The sequence below is a fragment of the Rhizobium sp. N324 genome, from assembly GCF_001664485.1.
Classification (GTDB): domain Bacteria; phylum Pseudomonadota; class Alphaproteobacteria; order Rhizobiales; family Rhizobiaceae; genus Rhizobium.
Genome location: NZ_CP013630.1, coordinates 4,071,357 through 4,094,302 on the forward strand (window position 1 = coordinate 4,071,357; position 22,946 = coordinate 4,094,302).

Here is a 22,946-nt window from a genome sequence, read left to right on the forward strand (position 1 = left end):
CGCTTGCCGTCAATGCAAAGTTAAAGGCCTGTCGTCCGGGCAGCAGTTCGGGCGACGGGCATTAAAACAAGGAGCGTGTCGATGCCCCGCTAACCCGCCTTGTGATTGCCCTTGGGGAATTGTGCCGCGAGTTCGCTATACCACTTGCCGCTCTTCTTCACCGTACGAACCTGGGTCTGATAATCGACATGGACGAGACCGAAACGCATGCGGTAGCCCTCCGCCCATTCGAAATTGTCCATCAGGCTCCAGGCGAAATAGCCGCGCATGGGATAGCCGTCCCTGATGAGATCGGCCACGACATCGAGATGGTCGCCGAGATAGTCGAGGCGCATCGTATCGTCGACCTCGCCGTCGACGACACCGGTGTTCTCGCAGGCGCCGTTCTCGGTGATGTAGCATTCCGGCAATTCGTACCGGCGGTAGAGGTTCTCGACGAGGAGCTTCAACCCCGGCGCATAGATTTCCCAGCCGATATCGGTTTTGACGTCGCTCGCCGGCGGCGCTTTCACCGTCCAGGGGAAATCGCCTTTGCGTTCGGCATCGTCGGCAACCCGCTCGGGCGTGTAGTAATTCAGGCCCCACCAATCGAGCTTCTGGCTGATCAGCGTCATGTCGCCGTCTTCGATAACCGGCATGCGGTCGCCGAGCGCCTCGACGAATTCTGTCGGATATTCGCCCTTGAAGGCGGGATCGAAGAAAGCGCCGTTGTGGAACTGATGCGCCCGCTCAGCGGCGGCAAGATCGGCCGGGCTGCCGGAGCCGGGGATGACCGAGGCGGCGTTGAGCACCAGCCCGACGGGCACAGCAGGCGCTTCGGAGCGGATCGCCTCGACTCCGAGACCGTGGGCAAGGTTCATATAATGCATGGCGTGAAGGGCAGCCTGCATATTGCGCTCACCCGGAGCATGGATACCGTAGAGGTGGCTGAGCCAGACGATGCACCACGGCTCGTTGAAGGTTGCGACAGCGTCGAGACGATCGCCGAGACGGTTCATCACCGTCTTGGCATAGCGCTGATAGGCGTAAGCGGTCGAGCGCGCCGTCCAGCCGCCGTCGCCGGCAAGCAGCAGCGGCAGGTCCCAGTGATAGAGTGTCGCGAAGGTCTTGATCCCGCGCGCCTTACAGCCGTCGACCAGCCGGTCGTAGAAATCGAGGCCGGCCTCGTTCACCGGACCGCTGCCGTCGGGGATGATGCGCGGCCAGGCAATCGAGAAGCGGTAGGCGTCGACACCCATCTCCTTGATGAGATCGAGGTCCTGCTCCAGCCGGTTATAGTGGTCGCAGGCGACGTCGCCATTGTCGCGATTATGGACGCGGCCGGGCATGTTGCAGAAGGCGTCCCAAATGGATGGCTTGCGGCCATCGGCTTTGCCGGCGCCTTCGATCTGGAAGGCGGCGGTGGCGACGCCGAAGGTGAAATCGCCGGGAAGGCGGCCTGCAAGCGTTTTCGCATCGATCATCTGTAAACCCCGTCTCAGCGTGAATGGAGCGTTTGAGTTCGGATTTAGCCAAGCCGAAAAGCAAAGTACAGGCCGGGAAGGAGAAAAACTGCAACGTTACAGGAGCGACGCGGAGCGGCGGTGATTGCGCCGTTCCATCACCCTGACTGGCGGCGTTTTCCGCTCTGACTGCCCTCATAACGCGAATGTCAGCAGTCGTGACTTGCCCTCGCACCGGTGATCGCGGACACGTCCGGGACATCGCAAACATGAAAGGAACCCAATGCTGCCTTCGATCCATCTGCTGCAGCCGCATCTGCTGAGCCTGCTGCGCATCGTTTCGTCACTTATGCTGTTCAGCTACGGAACGCAGAAGATCCTGCATTTTCCGGCGGCGGCCAGCGTGCCGCCCGCGGGCTCGCTCTCCTGGATTGCCGGGCTGATCGAACTCACCCTCGGCTTCCTGGTTCTGGTCGGATTCCAGACCCGGATCGCAGCCTTCGTGCTCTCCGGCCTGATGGCCTTCGCCTATTTCATCGGGCACGCCTCGAAGGGCATCTACCCCGCACAGAACGGCGGCGTCGCGGCCATCCTGTTCTGCTTCGTGTTTCTGTATCTGGTGGCGGCGGGTGCGGGACCGCTCAGCGTCGACAATCTGCTGAAGCGCGACCGCTCTGCTGCAGCCTGATCATCATAGATGGAAAACGCCGAGGCGACTTCGAGCCGCCTCGGCGTTTTTCATTGGGCAATGCCGATCGGTAAATTCAAACCTTGACCCAGGCGCCGTTCTTCTTGGAGGACGCGACGCACGCTTCGACGAAGGCCACGCCCTTCACGCCGTCATCAACGGTGGGGTAGACCACCGCCTTGTCGACGGCCTTGCCCTTCTTGCGGGCATTGATCGCATGCGCGGCTTCCGTGTAAATCGTCGCAAAGGCCTCGAGATAGCCCTCCGGATGTCCCGACGGCACGCGCGTGACGCGGCCGGCGGCCGCGCCCGAACCGGCGCCGCCCCGTGTAATCAGCCGCTTCGGCTCGCCGAATGGCGTGTACCAGAGATAGTTCGGATCCTTCTGGGTCCATTCCAGCCCGCCCTTGCTGCCGTAGACACGCACCATCAGGCCGTTTTCATGGCCGGGCGCCACCTGGCTGCACCAGAGCATGCCCTTAGCCGGCTTCTCCGAGCCCTTCGCCTTGAAGCGCAGCATCACATGCGCATTGTCATCCAGCCGTCGGCCGGGAACGAAACTGTCGAGATCGGCGGCCAGGCTGTCGAGTTCCAGTCCCGATATGAAGGCGGCGAGATTATAGGCATGCGTGCCGATATCGCCTGTGGAGCCGCCGACGCCGGATTGGGCCGGATCGGTGCGCCAGGCGGCCTGTTTCTGGCCGGTTTGTTCGACCGCCTCGGTCAGCCAGTCCTGCGGATATTCGGCCTGAACGACTCTTATGTCGCCGAGTTCGCCGTTGGCGATCATCTCACGCGCCTGGCGGACCATCGGATAACCGGTGTAATTATGCGTGAGCACGAAGAGCGCACCGCTCTCGTCGGCGATCTTCTTCAACTTCTTTGCATCGGCAAGGTTCGACGTCAGCGGCTTGTCGCAGATGACATGGATGCCGCGCTTCAGGAATTCCTTGGCCGCGTCGTAGTGCACATGGTTCGGCGTGACGATCGCTACCGCTTCTATACCGTTCTTCAGCTTCGCCTCGCGGATCGCCATTTCACGGTAGCTGGAATAGGTCCGCGATGGATCGAGGCCGAGGTCGCGGCCGGACTGAACCGCCTTGTCAGGCGTCGACGACAGCGCGCCGGCGATGAGATCGTATTGATCGTCGATGCGCGCCGCGATCCGGTGCACCGCGCCGATGAACGCGCCGGCGCCGCCGCCCACCATGCCGAGCCGGATGCGCGGCTCACGGGTCTGTTCGGATGATGCTTCGATTGCCATTGATTCCTCCTGAAATTTAGCCTGGTGCGGATGCGCGCCCCTCATCCGGCTGCCGCCACCTTCTCCCCGCAAGCGGGGCGAAGGGGATATGCCGCAGCGTCTTTTCCGCTCTCAACGTTTGGTCGGGCAAGTCCCCTCTCCCCGTTTACGGGGAGAGGGTTAGGGTGAGGGGCACCCACCAGATGCCCTGTTTAGGAAAGCCCCAGCATCCGCCGGTTCGCCGCCTGATCGGTGCCGCTGCCGGCGAAATCGTCGAAGGCTTTTTCGGTGACGCGGATGATGTGTGCAGCAACGAACTCGGCCCCTTCGCGGGCGCCGTCTTCCGGATGCTTCAGCGCGCATTCCCATTCGACCACGGCCCAGCCGTCGAAATTATTGGCGGTCATCTTCGAGAACACCGCGCCGAAATCCACCTGACCATCGCCGAGCGAGCGGAAGCGGCCGGCGCGTTCCACCCAGCCCTGATAGCCGCCATAGACGCCCTGGCGCCCACTCGGATTGAACTCCGCATCCTTGACGTGGAACATCTTGATGCGGTCCTTGTAGATGTCGATGTTGTCGAGATAATCGAGGCACTGCAGGACATAGTGCGAGGGATCGTAGAGCATGTTGGCGCGCGGATGGTTCTTCACCCGCTCCAGGAACATCTCGAAGGTGATGCCGTCATGCAGATCTTCACCCGGATGGATCTCGTAGCAGACGTCGATGCCGTTCTCGTCGGCATGGTTGAGAATCGGCGTCCAGCGGCGGGCAAGTTCGTCGAAGGCTGTTTCGACTAGGCCGGCGGGACGCTGCGGCCAGGGATAGATGAATGGCCAGGCGAGCGCGCCGGAAAAGGTCGCATGCGCCTTGAGACCAAGGTTCTTCGATGCCGTCAGCGCCATCTTGACCTGCTCGACCGCCCATTCCTGGCGGGCCTTCGGATTGCCGCGCACCTCGGGGGCGGCGAACCCGTCGAAGGCTTCGTCATAGGCCGGGTGAACGGCGACGAGCTGACCCTGCAGATGGGTGGAAAGTTCGGTGATCTCGATGCCGTTTTCGCGGGCCTTGCCGGCGAATTGGTCGCAATAATCCTTGGAGGTCGCAGCCTTCTTCAGATCGATCAACTGACTCGCCCAGGTCGGCACCTGGACACCCTTGTAGCCGATGTCGGCCGCCCATTTGGTGATCGCGTCCCAAGAATTGAAAGGCGCGGCGTCGCCCGCGAACTGGCCAAGGAAAAGGCCGGGACCCTTGATCGTCTTCATGTCAGATTCCTCCCTGAATATCGACCGTAAACGTTTCTGAAGAGTTGTAGCACGCAATTTGACGGGCGCAAGGCGCCTCCTCGCCCTTACCAGCGTTTTGGCGCAAGGCCGGGATGCGATGTGGCTGCGAGCTAATCATGATGGGCTTTGGCGGGCAAGAGGTACGTGTAGCATTTTCACCTGCACGCTGTATGGGAGCATAAAAATGCGCCCATCCTTTCGAATGGGCGCATGTCGTCAAACGATGGATCAGAACGGAGAATCCGGGAAGTAGAAGTCCTTGGCATTGTCCTTGGTGACGAGCGTCGCGTCGAGGATATAGCTGCCGTGAACCGGAACCTGATCGTAGAGGGCGGCGGCCGTCAGCTCCATGGCCGTGCCGACCATTGCCGGCGGGTAGAGAACGTCGACCGGGATCATCTTATCGCCGTCCATGACCTTCTTGACCATGTCCTTGGAGCCGGCGCCGGCGACAACATACTTGATGTCGGTGCGCTTGGCCTGCTCGATCGCCTGCAGAACGCCGACAGCCATGTCGTCGTCCTGGCACCAGACGACGTCGATCTTCTGGTACTTGGTCAGGTAGTCCTGCATGACCTTGAAGGCATCGTCGCGGTTCCAGTTGCCGTACTGGCGGTCGAGAACCTTGACCTTCGAGCCGGCAATGCCCTTGTCGAAGCCGTCCTGGCGCTGCTGGTCGATCGGAATCGGCAGACCGCGGATGATCACGACTTCGGCGTCCGGCGTGGTGTCCTTGATGTACTTGCCGGCGACTTCGCCGAGAGCCGGGTTGTTGCCGGCGACATAGAGGTCGCGCACGGAATTGTCGTTGCTCGATGGCGCGCGGTCGACGAGAGCGACGAACTTGCCCTTGCCCTTGACCTCCTTGATGGCGTTGACGAGCGGATCCGGATCCGACGGCAGGATGACCAGCGCGTCGATGCCCTGCGTGTCGAGATCCTGCACGGCATTTGCCTGGCTGGCGGCATCCGGCGAGGTCTTGACGATGACGTTGAGACCGGGATGTTCGGCCATCAGCAGCTTGGCGACGCGTTCGGCATGGAAGACCACACCCGACGTCCAGCCGTGGTCGGCGGCCGGAATGGACACGCCGATCGTGAATTTCTTATCCTGGGCGTGAGCGGCGCCGGCGAATGTCACCGCCGCAACCGCCAGGCCCAACATCAATTTACGCATGCTGTTTCCTCCCAATATTCAGGGACTTTTCCATATCGGGACCGGACGCCCTGTAAGCCCGATCAATTTCAAGCCCGATTAATTTCAAGCCGGGTCAAAAGCGGCCGGTCACTTCATGATTTGCGCACCAGCGAGCGCTGCACGAACATGGCGATGATGATGATCGCACCCTGGATGGCGCCGATCAGATACTCGCTGATGAAATTCGAAAGCAGCATGATGTTGCCGACGAGCTCGAGAATGAAGGCGCCGCAGATCGTGCCCCAGACCCTGCCGGCGCCGCCCTTCAGCGCCGTGCCACCAACGACGACCGCCGTGATCGCCTGCAACTCCCACAGGATGCCTGTCGTCGCCGAAGTCGAGCCGAGACGGGGAACATAGAGCAGCACGGCAATGGCGACGCACAGGCCCTGGATTACGAAGGCGATCGTCCGCACGCGATTGACCGCGATGCCGGAATAGCGGGCGACGTCGCTGTTTGATCCGACGGCGACGACGTGGCGCCCGTAGCGAGTGCGGTAGAGGATGAAGGCCGCAACCGCCGTCACCGCGAGAATCACCGCAATCGGCACCGGCACGCCGGCGATATTGCCGAAATAAGCCGGACGATAGAGCGTCTGGATATCGGCCGAGCGCAGCGTGATCGCGCCGCCCTGCGATAGCCATGTCGTCAGGCCGCGATAGATGCCCATCGTGCCGAGCGTGGCGATGAAGGGTTCGATCTTGCCCACCGTGGTGATCAGGCCATTCGCCAGGCCGCAAAGCGAGCCGGCGACCATGGTGAAGACGACGGCAACCGTCAGCATCAGCGCCGGGTTCTCGATGGCGCCCGAATTCATCAGCAGGATCATCAGGCTGGCGACGAAGGCCACCATCGAGCCCACCGACAGGTCGAGATCGCCGGCCGAGATCACGAAGGTCGCGCCGACCGCGATAATGGCGATGAAGGCGCTGCGCGTCGCGACATTGGCAAGGTTGGTGATGCCGATGAAATTGGGATTGACCAGGGCTCCGACGATCAGAAGCAGCGCCAGGGCGACGAAAGGCGCGACCGCGCGCAGATCGACATCCCGCCAGGACCGGCGCCGGATTTCCCTGGTCTCCTCGTTGACACTCATTTCCAAAACCAACCTCCCGCCCCATCTTTTTTGGGCATCTTATCTGTTCGCTTCGGCCCTCAGGCCGCCGCCTTCTTCTTCAGCCCGGCGGCGTAACGCATGATCTCCTGCTCGGAGATCTCATCCCCTTCGAGCACGCCGACGATATGGCCTTCGCGCATCACCACGACCCGCGTGCAGAGACCGATGACCTCCGGCATCTCCGAGGAGACGACAATGATCGACCGGCCGTCGCGGGCGAGCGCCGAGATGAAATGATAGATCTGTTGCTTGGTGCCGACATCGATGCCGCGCGTCGGCTCGTCGATGATGATGATGTCCGGCTCGGTCTCCATCACCTTGGCGAGCAACAGCTTCTGCTGGTTTCCGCCCGACATCCGGCCGGCGACGATGTTGCCGTCGCGAACCCGGATGTCGAACCGGCGCTTGGCCTTTGTCATGGCGGCCGCCTCGCTGCCGGGGCTGAGATAGCCTCGGCGAGAATGCCTTCCAAGCGACTGCAGCGTCAGATTGGTGATCATGCCCGAGCGCAGCAGCAGCCCCTTCGATTTGCGGTCTTTGGTCATATAGGCAAGCCCGCAGCGATTGGCGGCATGCACGTCGCCGGGAGGAACAGTTTCCCCCTTGATCACAACCTCACCCTCGAGACGCGTCCGCAACCCGGCAATCGCCTCCATCAGCTCGGTGCGGCCGGAGCCGATCATGCCTGAGAAACCGATGATCTCACCCTTGCGCACCTCGAAGCTCGCATCCCTCACATAGCCCGTCGACACCGAGGCGACGCGGAGCACGACCTCCTCGTCGACATCGGGCTCGACCTTGGCGGGATAGAGACTGGACAGTTCGCGGCCGACCATCAGCTGGGCGATCGATTCCCCATCGAGAATGGACGTCGGCGAGGTCTTGATCCACTGGCCGTCGCGCAGCACCGTCACCCGATCGGTCAGTTCCATCACTTCGTCGAGCTTGTGCGAGACGAAGACGAAGCTGGTGCCCTGATCGCGCAGCTTGCGAACCTGCCTGAAGAGCATATTGGTCTCTTCCCGCGACAAGACCGCGGTCGGCTCGTCCATGAATACCACCCGCGCGTCGCGGCTGATCGCCTTGGCGATTTCGACCATCTGTTTGTCGGCGATGGAAAGCGTGCTGATCAGCGCATTCTCATCGACATGCGAACCGAGCACGTCGAGAACCTTGCGGGTCTCCGAGCGCATATATTTGCGGTCGAGCACGCCGAAGCGCGTGACTTCGCGCCCGAGGAAGAGGCTCTCGGTCACCGTCAGATGTTCGGCAAGGTTGAATTCCTGGTGAATGATGACGATGCCGAGCGCCTCGGCAGCACCGTTGGGCGGCAGGACGACAGGCTGGCCGTCGAGTAGGATCTCGCCGGAAGTCGGCTGCTCGAAGCCGGACAATATCTTGACGAGCGTGGATTTGCCGGCGCCATTTTCCCCCATCAGCGCATGGATTTCGCCGGCACGGAGATCGAAGTTCACACTGAAGAGGACCTGCACCCCACTGAAGGATTTGCATATGCGCCTTGCGGACAGCACCACGGGTGCAGTGTCGGTAGCCTCCACGGTCATCAGATCCTCCCCAAGCGGTTCTCCGTCCGCTGAACACTTATGTAAACCTTTACATACATCGTGTAAAGGTTTACATCGTTGATTTACACAGATCAGTTGAAGCCCGCCTTTGACCTCTCGACAAGTCTGTGTAGTGTCGCGGCGAAGACAGCCCCAAGGCAGAACTCAGTGTCGAATTCCACGCCCGCTACAATCGAAGACGTCGCCCGGATCGCCGAGGTCTCCATCGCGACGGTGTCCCGGGCGATTCACATGCCGGAGAAGGTCGCCAACTCCACCCGGCTCAAGGTCAACCAGGCGATCGCCATCACCGGTTACACCACCAATGCCATGGCGCGCAGCCTGAGGCTCGGCCGCTCTAACATGATCCTCGTCGTCGCGCCCGATATCGGCGACCCCAATTTCTCCAACATTCTCGTCGGGCTGGAAAACGAGGCGCGCGCGCATGGCTACGGCATCCTGATCGGCCATACGCAGAACGACGCCCAGCGCGGCCTCGAATATCTGAAATTCCTGAATTCCAACCAGGCGGCCGGGTTGATCCTGTTCACCGGCATCCTGCCCTTCGGGCACCAGACGATGACGGCGCGGCTGCCGCCGAGTGTCGGCGTTTTCGAGCCGGTCTTCAATGGCGGTATTCCCTATGTCGGCGTTGACGATACCGAGGGCGCCAGGAAGGCGGTGGACCTGCTGCTGGCCGAAGGGCATCGCAAGATCGCCTTCATCGGCGATTCGCGCACCCGGCTTGCCTATACCAGACGCCGCATGGGTTATGATGCCGGCCTCGATGCTGCCGGCGTCCCGCCCGATTTGAGAATCGTGCTCGAAGGCGACGGCACGATCGAAAGCGGCCGGCATGCTGTGGAGCAGCTTTTCATGCGGGATACGCTTCCCACAGCCTTCATGTGCGTCAACGATCAGACGGCGATCGGCGTCATGGTCGGCCTCGGCGCGCGAGGTTATGACATTCCAAGGGATTTCTCGGTGACCGGTTTCGACGACGTGCCGCAGGCAGTCTTCATATCCCCGCCGCTGACGACGATCCGCCAGCCGCGAACGGCAATCGGCAAACAGGCGATGGCGCTGCTGCTGGAGCTCCTGTCCGATGGCCGGCCGACCGAAACCGAGATCCTGCTGAGGCCGGATCTGGTGGTTCGAAACTCCGTCTCCGCACCGTCGCGCGCCTGGTCGAAGCGCTGAGCCGATAGAGGCTGAGGACTTCCACCCCGGTCGGAAAGAGTTACGCCGGCGGCCGATGGCCGCCGGCGTATTTGATCAGACGTAACGGTTGACGACGTTTTCGAGCAGTTCCTGCTTGCCGGATCTCGGCTGCGGGTTGACGTCCTTGGTCTCGACCCAACTGGTGATCTCATCCAGCGAATACTCTCCGCGGAACAGCTTCTGCGCCTCGGCGGATTCCCAGCCGGCATAACGATCGGCGAGCGGCTGCGACAGGGCCTTGTCCTCGATCATCCTGGCAGCGGCCTTCAGGCCGCGGGCGCAGCAATCCATGCCGCCGATATGGCCGATCAGTAGATCCGCCGGGTCGAGAGACTGGCGGCGCAGCTTCGAGTCGAAGTTGGTGCCGCCGGTCTTGAAGCCGCCGCCTGCCAGAACGTGATAATAGGCGAGCGCCATTTCCGGAACATTGTTCGGGAACTGGTCGGTATCCCAGCCGGACTGGTAGTCGTTGCGGTTCATGTCGATCGAGCCGAAAATGCCGAGCGCATTGGCAAGCGCCAGCTCATGCTCGAAGGAGTGGCCGGCCAGGATCGCGTGGCCCTGCTCGATATTGAGCTTCACCTCGTTTTCAAGTCCGTGCTTCTTGAGGAAGCCGTAAACGGTCGCGACGTCGTAGTCGTACTGGTGCTTGGTCGGCTCCTGCGGCTTCGGCTCGATCAGGATCGTGCCCTTGTAGCCGATCTTGTGCTTGTATTCGACGACGAGGTTGAGGAAGCGGCCGAGCTGGTCGAGCTCACGGCCGATATCGGTGTTGAGCAGCGTCTCATAACCTTCGCGGCCGCCCCAGAGCACGTAGTTTTCGCCGCCGAGCTTCTGCGTGGCGTCGATGCAGGTCTTCACCGTCGCGGCGGCGAAAGCAAAGACATCGGGATCCGGGTTGGTCGCCGCACCCGACATATAGCGCCTGTTGGAGAAGAGGTTTGCCGTGCCCCAGAGCAGCTTGGTGCCGGTGGCGGCCTGCTTCTCGGCGAAGTAGTCGACGATCTCGTTGAGGTTTTTGGTGTTCTCGGCGAAATTTTTGCCCTCCGGACGCACGTCGGCGTCGTGGAAGCAGTAGTAAGGCGCGCCGAGCAGCGAGAAGAATTCGAAGGCGACGTCGGCCTTGAGCTTGGCGGCCTTCATCGTGTCCTCGAACCAGGGGCGCAGGAACGTCTGGCCGCCGAAGGGGTCGCCGCCCGGCCAGGTGAAAGTGTGCCAATAGGCCACCGCAAAGCGCAGATGGTCTTCCATGCGCTTGCCCATGACGATTTCATCAGGCTGGTAGTAGCGGAAGGCCAGCGGATTGGTGCTGTCGGGGCCTTCGTATTTTACTTTCTGGATATCGCCGAAAAATCCGGTGCTCATGTTGGTCTCCTTGGGGTTCGTAATTCAGTCTTATCGTTTGTGCCATCCGGCCCCCTCATCCGACCTTTCGGGCCACCTTCTCCCCCAGGGGAGAAGGGAACTGAGGCGCCGCCGCGAATCTCTTCTCCCCAGCGGGGGTCCGAAGGACGGGTCGAGACGCGTGGCTCGACCCCGGTCAGTGCCGGCAGGCGGATGAGGGGGCCGCCGGCTCCAGTTCTCAATGCGCCAGCGACTTGATCGCCGGATAGAGTGCGCGATAGCGCCTATAGGCATCCTCGTAAGCATCGCTCAGCGCCAACACCGGCTCAATCGTGCCTGAGGTCACCGGCGGCGTGCAGACGGCAATCGGATCGGCCCCCGTAGCGGCGATCAGGCCGAGGCGGGCGGCGCCGAAGGCCGCGCCGAAATCGCCGTCGGCCAGCAGGTCGACCGGAACGCCGAGGGCAGTGGCGATCGACGCCAGCCAGTAATGCGAGCGTGAACCGCCGCCGATCGCGGTGACGCGGGAGATGCCGGTGCCGGCCGAGCGCAGCGCTTCGAGATTGTCGCGGATGGCGAAGGCGACGCCTTCGAGCACCGCCTGGGTGAGCACAACGCGGCTGCTTTCATGTTCGAGGCCGATGAAAGCGCCGCGGATGACGGCATCATTGTGCGGCGTGCGCTCGCCGGAGAGATAAGGAAGGAAGGTGACGCCGGTCGGCGCCTTCAGCGTCTCGCCGAGCTCACCGGTGAGATCGGCGGCCGACTTGCCGGTGACGCCGGAATGCCAGTTGAGCGCGTCGGTGGCCGAGAGGATGACGCCCATCTGGTGCCAGGTGTTCGGCAGTGCGTGGCAGAAAGCATGCACGGCGCTTTCCGGCTTCGGCAGATAGGAGCCGTTGGCGGCAAAAAGCACGCCCGAGGTGCCGAGCGAGACGAAGGCGGCGCCATCGCTGACGGTCCCCATGCCGCAGGCCGAGGCCGCATTGTCCCCGGCGCCGCCGGCCACGACGACATCACCTGATATGCCCCATTGCGCCGCCAGTTCGGGCCGCAGCGTACCGGCCTGCTCGGTGCCTTCGACAAGCGCCGGCATCTGCTCCCTGGAAAGATGGGTGGCGGCAAGCAGATCGGACGACCAGGCGCGCTTGCCGGTGTCGAGCCAGGAGGTACCGGCCGAATCCGACATTTCCGAGATATAGTCGCCGGTCAGCCAAAGGCGCAGATAGTCCTTCGGCAAGAGCACCTTGGCGATCCTGGCGAAGACATCGGGCTCATGCTTCTCGACCCAGGCGAGTTTCGGCGCGGTGAAGCCCGGGAAGACGATATTGCCGGTCAGCGCACGGAAGCGCGGATCGGCGTCGAGGGCCGCAGCCTCGACGTGGCTGCGCGTGTCGTTCCAGAGGATGCAGGGGCGCAGCACCTTGTCCGCGGCATCGATCAGTGTCGCGCCGTGCATCTGGCCGGAAAGACCGATACCCTTGACCGCGGCAAGCTCCTTCGGGTGTTTCGCCTTCAGCCCGGCGACGGCCTCTTCGGTGGCACGTACCCAGTGGGACGGCTCCTGCTCCGACCAGCCGGAATGGGGGCGGGAAACGTCGAGCGAACCATTGGCCGAGCCGATGATCGTCTGATCGCCGTCGATCAGCATCGCCTTGACGCCGGAGGTTCCGAGATCGAGACCGAGATACATGGGGTCTTCTCCTTTGCCGTTACGGCAGATTGTCTTTCACGAATATGTCGAGGCGGATGCGCTCCTGCGCGTCGATGACGGCAAGCCCGTCCGCCTTGGCTTTCAATATGCGGATGGCGCTGCGCACTTCATGGCCGGCGTCCTGATTGAGGATCGCATCGATGGTGTTGTCGATGAGCGCCGCGCGCGTGTAGGCGGTCAGTTCGTGGGCAATCACCGTCAGCGTCCGATCGACGGCCTTCTCCTTCAGCGCCCGGATGAGACCGCGATTGCCGGCACCGAGGCTGTAGACGCCGACGATGCCGGCATTACCGAGCGCATCGACAACGAGCCTATGGGCGACTTCGGGGTCGTCGCGGCCTTCGAGAACCGGCAGGACGGCCAGATCGGGAAATTCCGCGGCCATGACAGAGGCAAAACCTTCCAGCCGCTCGCGATGGTCGCGCACCAGCATGGAGCCGGCAAGCACGGCGATCTCACCCTTTCGCGACCCGAGAAAGCGGCCGAGCAGACGCGCCGCCGTGCGGCCGGCCGCGATATTGTCGACACCGGCATAATGATGGCGCAGCGACCCGGTGAGATCGGAAACCAGGGTGACGATGGGAAAGCGCTCGCGCACCAGCTTGTCGACGACGGCGCGCACCTCAGGCGCATCGGTCGCGACCATCGCGATGCCGCAAGGTCTTTCCCGGGAAAGCCCCTCGAGCACGGCGACCAAGGCGGCCGGATCGAAGGCCGGCACCTCGATGATGCGAATATCGGTGCGCTCGGCCGGCGAGCGCAGCACCGCCTGCCGGATCTCGGCATTCAGCCCATGCATGAAGGAATTGTCGCTGGCCGGCAGGATGAAGACCAGCGGATAGGTGCGCCCCTTGGCAAGATTGGCGGCGGCAACGTCCCTGATATAACCGAGCTCGCGGATTGCGGTCTCGACCTTCGCCCGCGTGACATGGCGCACGCCCGGACGCTGGTTGAGAACCCGGTCGACAGTCGCAAGACTGACCCCGGCAGCGGCGGCGATATCGTGAACAGTTGGCCTCATCATTCCTCCTGACGAGACCCTTAGCGCCAAATTTGATGTACGTAAATCAAAAAATCGAAAAGGCCGATTGGCACACTGTTTTCCAACACGGCCAGCCCGCTTCGGACCGACGACCGAGGATTACACGCTGATGACATAACGGCCGGAAGGCAGCAAGCAAAAAGGCCCTCCGGAGAGGGCCTTTTCAAGGGGCGGCAGGCCGGAGGTCAGTGGCCGCCACCGCCTCCCCCGCCTTGCGGCGCAGGTTTCTTGATCATGGCGACGCCGAAGATCATCGCAACGAAAAGCCCGGTCAAGATCAGGAAGACGTCGCTGAAGGAGAGGATCACCGCCTGCTTGGTGGCAAGGCCGACCATCTGTTTGATCGCGACCGAAGCGCCATCCATGCCGTAGGTGTTGAAATTGGCGGTCATGTTGTTCATCTGGTCGATCGCCGCCGGATTACCCCAGTCCATATTCTCCCGCAGCCGCTCGTAATGCACGTCCTGGCGGTTGGTGAGCACGGTGTTGATGACCGCAAGGCCGACGGCGCCGCCGAGGTTTCTGGTCAGGTTGAACAGGCCGGACGCGCCGCGGATGCGTGAGGGCGGCATCGTGCCGAGCGCGATATTGTTGATCGGGACCATGCACATCATCAGCCCGAAACCGCGCAGGACCTGCGGAATGAACAGCTCGTAGAAATCCCAATCGGCCGTCAGGTGTATCATGATGTATGTGCCGGCGGCGAAGCTGGCGAAACCGATCACCATCATCAGGCGCAGGTCCATCTTGGTCGACAGCTTGCCGGCGATCGGCGCGGTAAAGAACATCGCCAGCCCGGAGACGAACATCGTCTCGCCGATCATCAGTGAATCATAGCCGCGGATGCGGCCGAGATAGACCGGATAGATATAGGTGAGGCCGTAAAGGCCGATGCCCATGACGAAGGAAAAGATCGAGCCGAAGGAGAAATTCCGGTTCGCAAAGGCCTTGAGATCGACGACGGGGAACTCCACCGTGAAGGCGCGATAGAAGAAGACGATGGCACCAACGAGGGAGGCGACAGCGGCAATGGCGATGGAGCTGTCGTTGAACCAGTCGTTCGAATTGCCCTCTTCGAGCACATATTCCATCGTGCCGAGGAAGACGCCCATCGAGATCAGTCCCCACCAGTCGAACTTCTTGAAGAGCGACAGTTCCGGCTTGTCGAAATCGATGAAGTTCCAGGTGACGATCGTAACGATGATGCCGGGAACGATGTTGACGAGGAACAGCCAGTGCCAGGAGAAGGCGTGGCTGAGATAGCCGCCGACGGTCGGGCCGATGGTCGGCGCCAGCGTCGCGATCAGGCCGATGATCGGCGAAACGATGCTGCGCTTCGACGCCGGGAAGATGGTGAAGGCGGCCGCGAACACCGACGGGATCATGCCGCCGCCGATAAAACCCTGAATGGCGCGGTAGACGATCATCTGGTCGATATTCGTCGCCGTCGCGGCAAGCGCGCTCGCCATAGTGAAACCGGCCGCCGAGATCGCGAAGAGATAACGCGTCGAGATGATGCGCGCCAGCGTGCCCGAAAGCGGGATCATGATCACTTCGGCGATCAGATAGGCCGTCTGCACCCAGCCGACTTCGTCGCTGCCTGCCGAAAGGCCGGCCTGGATTTCGGCGAGCGAGGCCGAAACGATCTGGATGTCGAGGATCGACATGAACATGCCGAGCACCATCGCGAAGAAGGCGATGAGTTTCCTCGGATCCATGCGCTCATCGGCGTGGGCAGGTACCGCCGGAATCGTCCCCGCTGTTGCTGTCGCGCTTCCGGCCATCGGAGAACCTCCGCCCTGTCTAAAGGCTTACTTGCCCGGCGCCGTACGGGTATCGACGTCGACGACGACGCTGAGACCGGCGCGCAGGCGCCCGCTGTCGAGCGCATCCTGCGGCAGCGCGATGCGCACCGGCACGCGCTGGATCACCTTGGTGAAATTGCCCGTCGCATTTTCTGGCGGCAGCAGCGAGAAGACCGAACCGGACGCCGGCGAGAGCGATTCGACGGTGCCGACGACGGGATGGTCGCTATAGGCGTCGACATGGACGTTGACCTTCGAGCCGGCAACCAGATGCTGGATCTGCGTTTCCTTGAAGTTGGCGTCGATATAGAGCTCATGCACCGGCACGAGCGCCATCAGCCGCTGGCCGGGTGAAACGAGATCGCCTTCCTGGACCGAGCGATTGCCGACGATGCCGTCATAAGGTGCCTTGAGCACGGTGAAGGACAGATCGCGGGCGGCCTTGTCGCGCGAGATTTCCAGCGCCCGCACCGAGCCTTCGGCCTCCTTGCGCTGAGCCTGCAGAATGGTGATGTTGGCCTGCGCGGCAGTGATGTTGGCGTCGCCGCCGGCAAGATTGGCCTTGGCCTGGTCGAGCGCGATATTGGCATTGTCGAGATCGGCAGCCGTGCCGACCGACTTCGCCTGCAACTCGCTCTGGCGCTTCTGGGTGATCTCGGCACCGCGAACGGCCGCTTCGAGTGCCACCTTCTGCGCCTGCGCCTGCGCAAGGCTGGCATCGGCGCCTTCGATCTGCGCGTCGATGCGCTGCAGCGAAAGCTGTTCGGTGGCGATCTGGGCCTGCGCCTGATCGAGGGCGTTCTGATAGTCGCCGTTATCAAGCGTGGCGAGCACGTCGCCGGCTTTGACTTCCTGGTTGGCGACCACATTCACCCTAGCGACGTAGCCCGTGACCTTCGGCGAAATCGTTGCGATATCGCCCTCGATGTAGGCGTCGTCTGTCGACACCATGAAGCGGCCGTTCGTCCACCATTCGTAACCATACCAGCCGCCGCCCGCGAGAATGGCGAGCACGACGATCGGCAGCACCGGGCTGCGGCGCTTCTTGGCAGCCGTGGGTGCGGCGACCGAAGCCGGCACCGATTGCGCAGGCGCAGATGGCTTCTCGCGGACTTCCGCCGTCGGAGCTTCTGCAACGCTTGCGGCTTCAGCCTTTGCCTCTTCGGCTCCGGTATTTTCGCTGACGATCCGCGCGACGTTGCTTTTCTGGTTGCTCGACATGACCACTTTACCGATCTTGGAGTAAATAATCGAACTGAACGGTTCGGTTCAGTTGACTTAAACCTGTTTTACCGTCATATCAAGGTGTATAGAACCAATCGGTTCGATTTCTTTAAAGAAAATACGAAACCGTGAACACGGTTAAGGAAAAATGACGCTGAAACCCGACCATGCCGCCGTCTTCAGCCCTCCCGTTGGCGGAGGCCGGTTTGCTGCGGGCGAAGATCCGGCCAAGCGCCAGCAGATCCTCGCCGGTGCCAAACGCGTCTTTATGAAGATGGGTTTCGACGCCGCCAGCATGAACGACGTGACGCGTGAGGCCGGTGTCTCCAAGGGCACGCTCTACGTCTATTTCACCAACAAGGAAGAATTGTTTTCGGCGATGATCGAGGACGAGCGCGCCGCCTTCGTGGCCGCCGTGCGCACCGCCCTTGCCGAACATGACGATCCTGAAGCCGGCCTATACGAATTCGGGATAAGCTTCGTCACCCATATGACCGATGAAAAGGTCATCAATGCGATGCGCACCGTTCTCGGCGTGCGCGACCGCATGCCGGTGCTCTGTCAGCGCTTCTTCAAGGGTCCGGTAAACCTGCGCACCATCATGCGCGACTTCCTCGAACGGCATGTCGCCGAAGGCGCGCTTGAGATCGACGACATCGATCTGGCCGCCGGCCAGTTCCTCGATCTCGCCAGCGGCAGTTTCTTCAAGCTCCGTCTGTTCGGAAGCATGGAAGAACCGCCGTCCCGCGAGGAAATCGACCGCGTCATCCGCGGCGCCATCCGCGTCTTCATGGCCGCTTACGGCGCGCGCCGGCACGAGACCGCCTGACCGCATCCTTGACTGCCGCTTCCCGTCGGCTGAAACTCCGCAACAACGATCAAACCCGGCTGCCGGCTTTTCTCTAGAGAAGAAGAGCAACCAGGGGAGTAGGGATGAACGCCATCGCACGGGCTATATGGTTCATAGAGAGCCATTCCGAAAGCGATCTGTCGCTGGAAGAGATATCGGAAGCGGCCGGATTGTCGCGCTATCATCTGTCGCGCGTCTTCGGACTCGTCACCGGCCACTCGATCAGCGGTTATCTGAGAGGGCGGCGCCTCAGCCGCGCCGTGCCTGCATTGGTCGGCGGTTCATCCACCATTCTCGAGGTTGCGCTTTGTGCCGGCTACGGCTCGCACGAGGCTTTCACCCGTGCCTTCCGCGACCAGTTCGGCATGACGCCGGATGCAGTGCGCCGGCAGGGACACGCCCGTAACCTTGTCTTGCTGGAGCCGATCAGAATGGACCCCGCCCACCTCAACGACCTCGAACCGCCCCGTTTCGAAATCCTGCCGCCGATGCTCTTGGCCGGCCTTCAGGAGATCTATCCCTATGGCGGCAATGCCGCCATTCCCTCTCTCTGGCAGAAGTTCAATGCCCATTTCGGCCATATATCAGGCCAGAAAGGCAACGTCGCCTATGGCGTCTGCACGCATATCGACGGCGAAGCGGAGAAATTCCGCTATATGGCCGCGGCCGAAATTTCCGATGCCGGCGATCTGCCGGCGGATTTTACGACACTCAAGCTGCCGGGCCAGCGCTACGTCGTCTTTGCCCATCGCGGCCATGTCTCCGGCATTTCCGCGACGATGAACCGGATTTTCGGCACATGGTGGCCGACCTCCGGCCTGGAGCACGGCGCCATGCCCGACATGTTCGAACGCTATGACGAGCGCTTCGACCCCTATACCGGCATGGGCGTCACCGAAATCTGGCTGCCTATTAAGGAATAAAAGTCACATCAATTTCGTATACCCCCTTGCGGCGCTTGCGTAGCAGGCTGCCGACACTACATTGCGCGCGTCATTCACGCATGTGACGCAAGAGGGATATACGCTGATGCAGGAAATCATGACGCTCATTCAGGATCCGGCCGCCTGGGTGGCGCTCATCACGCTGGTGGTGATGGAAGTCGTTCTCGGGATCGACAACCTGATCTTCATTTCCATTCTCACCAACAAACTGCCGCCCGAGCACCGGGAGAGGGCCCGCAAGATCGGCATCGGTCTGGCGCTGGTCATGCGCCTGGGACTGCTCGGCACCGTCGCCTGGATCGTGCAGCTGACCGAACCGCTGTTTGAGGCCTTCGGCCACGGCTTCTCCTGGAAGGATCTGATCCTGATCGCCGGCGGCCTGTTCCTCGTCTGGAAAGCCACCAAGGAAATTCACCACACCGTCGATCCCCTAGACCATCAGGAGGATTTCATTGCGAAATCCACCACGACCGGCTTCGCATCGGCAATTGGTCAGATCCTGCTTCTCGATCTCGTCTTCTCCGTCGACAGCATCATCACCGCCGTCGGCATGACGCCGCATCTGCCGATCATGGTGATCGCCGTCATCGCCGCCGTCACCGTCATGCTGGTGGCCGCAAACCCGCTTGCCAACTTCATCGAGCGGAACCCGACGATCGTCATGCTGGCGCTCGCCTTCCTGCTGATGATCGGCACGACGCTGATCGCCGAAGGCATGGGCTTCCACGTGCCGAAGGGCTACATCTACGCCGCCATGGCCTTCTCGGCGTTGGTCGAGGTGCTGAACATGTTCGCACGCAATGCCCGCAAGCGGAAACGCGAGGGCGCCCACTGAGACTGAAGCGGGACGGCGCGTCGCAACCGGCGCGCCGTCCTCACTGCCCCGGGCCTTTGCAGACGTGGTTTTTCTTGACGCGCCCGGTTGAATATGGCCTAAGGCCAGCCGAACGGACGATCGGCGGATAGTGCGGGCGCATGCCCTTTTTCGGCCGGTTTGCCGATGAAGATATCTGCATCCTTCGGCCGAACGTCGCTTTTTCTAGAAAGCCGTCCGGCGTTCATTGACGGGCCATACCAATGACAACTTCCGGCGTCCGCGTCCGCATCGCTCCCTCGCCGACCGGCGAGCCGCATGTCGGCACCGCTTACATCGCTCTCTTCAACTATCTTTTCGCCAAGAAGCATGGCGGCGAGTTCATCCTACGCATCGAAGATACCGATGCCACGCGCTCGACCCCGGAATTCGAGACCAAGGTATTGGACGCGCTGAAATGGTGCGGGCTGGAATGGAAGGAAGGCCCCGATATCGGCGGCCCTTACGGCCCCTATCGCCAGTCCGACCGCAAGCCGATGTACCAGCCTTACGCCGAGGAGCTGCTGGAGAAGGGGCATGCCTTCCGCTGTTTCTGCACGCCCGCGCGCCTCGAACAGATGCGTGAGGCACAGCGCGCCGCCGGCAAGCCGCCGAAATATGACGGTCTCTGCCTCAGCCTGACGGCCGAGGAAGTGACCTCGCGCATGGCAGCCGGCGAGACGACCGTCATCCGCATGAAGATCCCGACTGAGGGCTCCTGCGACTTCACCGACGGCGTCTACGGCGATGTCTCCATCCCGTGGGATTCCGTCGACATGCAGGTGCTGATCAAGGCTGACGGCATGCCGACCTATCACATGGCCAACGTCATCGACGACCATCTGATGAAGATCACCCATGTGGCGCGCGGCGAGGAATGGCTGGCTTCGGTGCCGAAGCACATTCTGCTCTATCGCTATTTCGGCTGGGACCAGCCGGTCTTCATGCATCTGTCGCTAATGCGCAATGCCGACAAGTCGAAACTGTCGAAGCGCAAGAACCCGACCTCGATCTCCTATTATTCGGCGCTCGGCTATATCCCCGAAGCGCTGATGAACTTCCTCGGCCTGTTCTTCATTCAGATCGCCGAAGGCGAGGAATTGCTGACGATCGAGGAGCTCTCCGAAAAGTTCGACCCCGAAAACCTCTCCAAGGCCGGCGCGATCTTCGATATCCAGAAGCTCGATTGGCTGAACGGCCGCTGGATCCGCGAGAAACTGTCGGAAGAGGAATTCCAGGCGCGGGTGCTGACCTGGGCCATGGAAAACGACCGCCTGAAGGCGGGCCTGCGCCTGTCGCAGACGCGCATCTCCAAGCTCGGCGAGCTGCCCGACCTCGCCGGCTTCCTGCTAAAGTCCGATCTCGGCCTGCAGCCGTCGGACTTCGCCAAGATCAAGTCGCCGCCGGAAGAGATTCTGGAGATCCTCAACACCGTTCAGCCGGATCTGGAAAAGATCCTGGAATGGAATGTCGAGACGATCGAGGCGGAGCTGCGCGCGATCTCCGACCGCATGGGCAAGAAGCTGAAGGTCGTGGTCTCGCCGCTCTTCGTCGCCGTCTCCGGCTCATCGCGCTCGCTGCCGCTCTTCGATTCCATGGCGATCCTCGGCCGCTCCGTCGTGCGCCAGCGCCTGAAGCTGGCCGCGCAGGCGGTCGCCGCCCTAGTCGGCTCGAAATGACGCGGAAGCCCCTCCCCCTCCTGGGGAGGGGTTGGGGAGGGGCCTTTTTCCAGAAAACCCCTCCCCTCCGCTTCGCTCCGACCCTCCCCACAAGGGGGAGGGTTAGCGTCGAGCCAGTCGCCACGCTTCGGGTAAAACGAACGTTGGTTTAGAATTCATGCCGCATCGATGAGGCAAAAAACATGAACAACAAGACCGAAAACACCCTTTCCTCCGACGCGACTGAGGTGCGCGCCCAGAAGCTGAAGCTGCTGCGCGAACAGATCGGCGACGTCTATCCGGCGCATTTCCACCGGACGATGACCAATGCCGAGCTCGGCGCCAAGTACGAATCGCTGGAACCGGATGTCGAGACGCAGGATGTCGTCACCGTCGCCGGCCGCGTTTATTCCTCGCGCAACTCCGGCATGTTCATGGACATCCACGACGCCGGCGGCAAGATCCAGATCTTCAGCCATAAGGATACGACGCCGGAAGAGGCCCGCGCTCTGCTGCCGATGATCGACATCGGCGACATCATCGGCATCACCGGCATCGTGCGCCGCACCAAGCGCGGCGAGCTGACGATCAACGCCCAGAAGATCGAGATGCTGACCAAGTCGCTGCTGCCGATGCCCGAGAAGTGGCATGGCCTCTCCGACATCGAGCTGCGCTATCGCAAGCGCCATCTCGACATCCTGACCAATGAGGATTCGAAGCTGCGCTTCCAGCAGCGCTCGAAGATCGTCTCCGGCATCCGCCGCTTCATGGAAAATGACGGCTTCATGGAAGTCGAGACGCCGATGCTGCAATCGATCTATGGCGGTGCCACCGCCGAGCCTTTCAAGACGCATCACAACACGCTGAAGCTCGACATGTATCTGCGCATCGCGCCGGAACTGTTCCTCAAGCGCACGCTGGTCTCGGGCCTCACCGACAAGGTCTTCGAGGTCAACCGGAACTTCCGCAACGAAGGCGTCTCCACCCGGCACAACCCCGAATTCACCATGATGGAGTGCTACTGGGCCTATGCCGATTACGAGGACATGATGGACCTCGTCGAGCGCCTGTTCGAGACCCTGGCGCTCTCCATTCACGGCACCGCCGAATTCGACTTCGGCGACAAGCGCCTGTCCTTCAAGGGGCCGTTCAAGCGCGTGCCGATGCCCGACGCCGTCGAGGAAGCCACTGGCATCGATTTCCTGGCGATCAAGACCGACGAGGAAGCACGCACCGCCGCCAAGGCTGCCGGCTTCGCGGTAGAGAAGGATTGGACCTGGGGCGAGTGCCTTGCCTTCATCTTCGAGGAAAAGGTTGAATCGACGCTGATCCAGCCGTCTCACGTCACGCATTTCCCGAAGGACATCTCACCCTTCGCCAAGGAAGTGCCGGGCGAGCCGCGGCTGGTCGAGCGCTTCGAGACCTATTGCAACGCCTGGGAACTCGGCAACGCCTTCTCGGAGCTTAACGATCCCGAAGAGCAGCGCCGCCGCATGGTCGAGCAGCTCGAACAGGCGCATGCCCGCGGCGAAAAGGAAAAGCAGCTGGACGAGGAATTCCTCGATGCGATCGACCAGGGCATGCCACCCGCAGGCGGCCTCGGCATCGGCGTCGACCGTCTGATCATGCTGCTGACCAACGCGCCGTCCATCCGCGACGTCATCCTCTTCCCGGCCCGCCGCAACAAGGCCGACTGAGGGGAAGAGACGCAGGAAAACGAAAGCGGAGTGCCCGGCGCTCCGCTTTTTT

The 22,946-nt window shown here is 61.9% G+C and carries 18 protein-coding genes; 7 read left to right on the top strand and 11 right to left on the bottom strand.

Annotation, left to right across the window (positions count from 1 at the left end):
- Positions 1 to 89: 89 nt before the first annotated feature.
- The gene (locus AMK05_RS19620; protein ID WP_064840761.1) at positions 90 to 1,463 is read right to left on the bottom strand and encodes a GH1 family beta-glucosidase; all 1,374 of its coding nucleotides are present in this window, start codon (positions 1,461 to 1,463) and stop codon (positions 90 to 92) included.
- Between the two features lie 262 nt (positions 1,464 to 1,725).
- Between AMK05_RS19620 and AMK05_RS19625 the strand changes: the two genes are divergently transcribed.
- The gene (locus tag AMK05_RS19625; RefSeq protein WP_064840762.1) at positions 1,726 to 2,130 is read left to right on the top strand and encodes a DoxX family protein; all 405 of its coding nucleotides are present in this window, start codon (positions 1,726 to 1,728) and stop codon (positions 2,128 to 2,130) included.
- A gap of 76 nt (positions 2,131 to 2,206) precedes the next feature.
- On the opposite strand, the gene AMK05_RS19630 is transcribed toward AMK05_RS19625, so the two are convergent.
- From AMK05_RS19630 to AMK05_RS19650, 5 genes are all read right to left on the bottom strand, one after another.
- A complete protein-coding gene (locus tag AMK05_RS19630; protein ID WP_064840763.1) occupies positions 2,207 to 3,394 on the bottom strand; it encodes a Gfo/Idh/MocA family protein in 1,188 nt (395 codons plus the stop codon).
- Between the two features lie 191 nt (positions 3,395 to 3,585).
- On the bottom strand, positions 3,586 to 4,641 hold the full coding sequence (locus tag AMK05_RS19635) for a sugar phosphate isomerase/epimerase family protein (protein ID WP_064840764.1): 1,056 nt from the start codon (positions 4,639 to 4,641) through the stop codon (positions 3,586 to 3,588).
- 249 nt (positions 4,642 to 4,890) lie between these two features.
- Entirely contained in the window at positions 4,891 to 5,838 is a 948-nt protein-coding gene (locus AMK05_RS19640) for a substrate-binding domain-containing protein (RefSeq protein WP_064840765.1), read from the bottom strand.
- Positions 5,839 to 5,951: 113 nt separating this feature from the next.
- On the bottom strand, positions 5,952 to 6,956 hold the full coding sequence (locus AMK05_RS19645; protein ID WP_064840766.1) for an ABC transporter permease: 1,005 nt from the start codon (positions 6,954 to 6,956) through the stop codon (positions 5,952 to 5,954).
- 59 nt (positions 6,957 to 7,015) lie between these two features.
- Positions 7,016 to 8,542, bottom strand: coding sequence for a sugar ABC transporter ATP-binding protein (locus tag AMK05_RS19650; RefSeq protein ID WP_064840767.1), 1,527 nt, complete (start codon positions 8,540 to 8,542; stop codon positions 7,016 to 7,018).
- Positions 8,543 to 8,710: 168 nt separating this feature from the next.
- Here AMK05_RS19650 and AMK05_RS19655 point away from each other — a divergent pair, with 168 nt between their 5' ends.
- Complete coding sequence (locus tag AMK05_RS19655; protein ID WP_064840768.1) at positions 8,711 to 9,742, top strand: LacI family DNA-binding transcriptional regulator; 1,032 nt, start codon at positions 8,711 to 8,713, stop codon at positions 9,740 to 9,742.
- 75 nt (positions 9,743 to 9,817) lie between these two features.
- Here AMK05_RS19655 and xylA read toward each other — a convergent pair whose 3' ends face one another.
- From xylA to AMK05_RS19680, 5 genes are all read right to left on the bottom strand, one after another.
- Positions 9,818 to 11,128: a xylose isomerase gene (xylA, locus tag AMK05_RS19660; protein WP_064840769.1), complete on the bottom strand. Its 1,311-nt coding sequence runs from the start codon at positions 11,126 to 11,128 to the stop codon at positions 9,818 to 9,820.
- Between the two features lie 217 nt (positions 11,129 to 11,345).
- Positions 11,346 to 12,800 carry a xylulokinase gene (xylB, locus tag AMK05_RS19665; protein WP_064840770.1) on the bottom strand — a complete coding sequence of 485 codons (1,455 nt, stop codon included), beginning with the start codon at positions 12,798 to 12,800 and terminating at the stop codon, positions 11,346 to 11,348.
- 19 nt (positions 12,801 to 12,819) lie between these two features.
- On the bottom strand, positions 12,820 to 13,842 hold the full coding sequence (locus tag AMK05_RS19670; RefSeq protein ID WP_064840771.1) for a LacI family DNA-binding transcriptional regulator: 1,023 nt from the start codon (positions 13,840 to 13,842) through the stop codon (positions 12,820 to 12,822).
- Between the two features lie 206 nt (positions 13,843 to 14,048).
- Positions 14,049 to 15,647 carry a DHA2 family efflux MFS transporter permease subunit gene (locus AMK05_RS19675; protein ID WP_064840772.1) on the bottom strand — a complete coding sequence of 533 codons (1,599 nt, stop codon included), beginning with the start codon at positions 15,645 to 15,647 and terminating at the stop codon, positions 14,049 to 14,051.
- 27 nt (positions 15,648 to 15,674) lie between these two features.
- On the bottom strand, positions 15,675 to 16,889 hold the full coding sequence (locus tag AMK05_RS19680; RefSeq protein WP_064840773.1) for an HlyD family secretion protein: 1,215 nt from the start codon (positions 16,887 to 16,889) through the stop codon (positions 15,675 to 15,677).
- Positions 16,890 to 17,040: 151 nt separating this feature from the next.
- Between AMK05_RS19680 and AMK05_RS19685 the strand changes: the two genes are divergently transcribed.
- The 5 genes from AMK05_RS19685 (at position 17,041) to lysS (ending at position 22,894) form a co-directional block, all read left to right on the top strand.
- On the top strand, positions 17,041 to 17,721 hold the full coding sequence (locus AMK05_RS19685) for a TetR/AcrR family transcriptional regulator (RefSeq protein ID WP_064840774.1): 681 nt from the start codon (positions 17,041 to 17,043) through the stop codon (positions 17,719 to 17,721).
- A 104-nt stretch (positions 17,722 to 17,825) separates the two neighbouring features.
- Positions 17,826 to 18,665, top strand: a complete 840-nt coding sequence (locus tag AMK05_RS19690) for an AraC family transcriptional regulator (protein WP_064840775.1) — start codon at positions 17,826 to 17,828, stop codon at positions 18,663 to 18,665.
- A 106-nt stretch (positions 18,666 to 18,771) separates the two neighbouring features.
- Positions 18,772 to 19,521: a TerC family protein gene (locus AMK05_RS19695; RefSeq protein ID WP_064840776.1), complete on the top strand. Its 750-nt coding sequence runs from the start codon at positions 18,772 to 18,774 to the stop codon at positions 19,519 to 19,521.
- Positions 19,522 to 19,763: 242 nt separating this feature from the next.
- Positions 19,764 to 21,218, top strand: coding sequence for a glutamate--tRNA ligase (gltX, locus tag AMK05_RS19700; protein ID WP_064840777.1), 1,455 nt, complete (start codon positions 19,764 to 19,766; stop codon positions 21,216 to 21,218).
- A gap of 182 nt (positions 21,219 to 21,400) precedes the next feature.
- Complete coding sequence (gene lysS, locus AMK05_RS19705) at positions 21,401 to 22,894, top strand: lysine--tRNA ligase (protein ID WP_064840778.1); 1,494 nt, start codon at positions 21,401 to 21,403, stop codon at positions 22,892 to 22,894.
- Positions 22,895 to 22,946 lie beyond the last annotated feature (52 nt).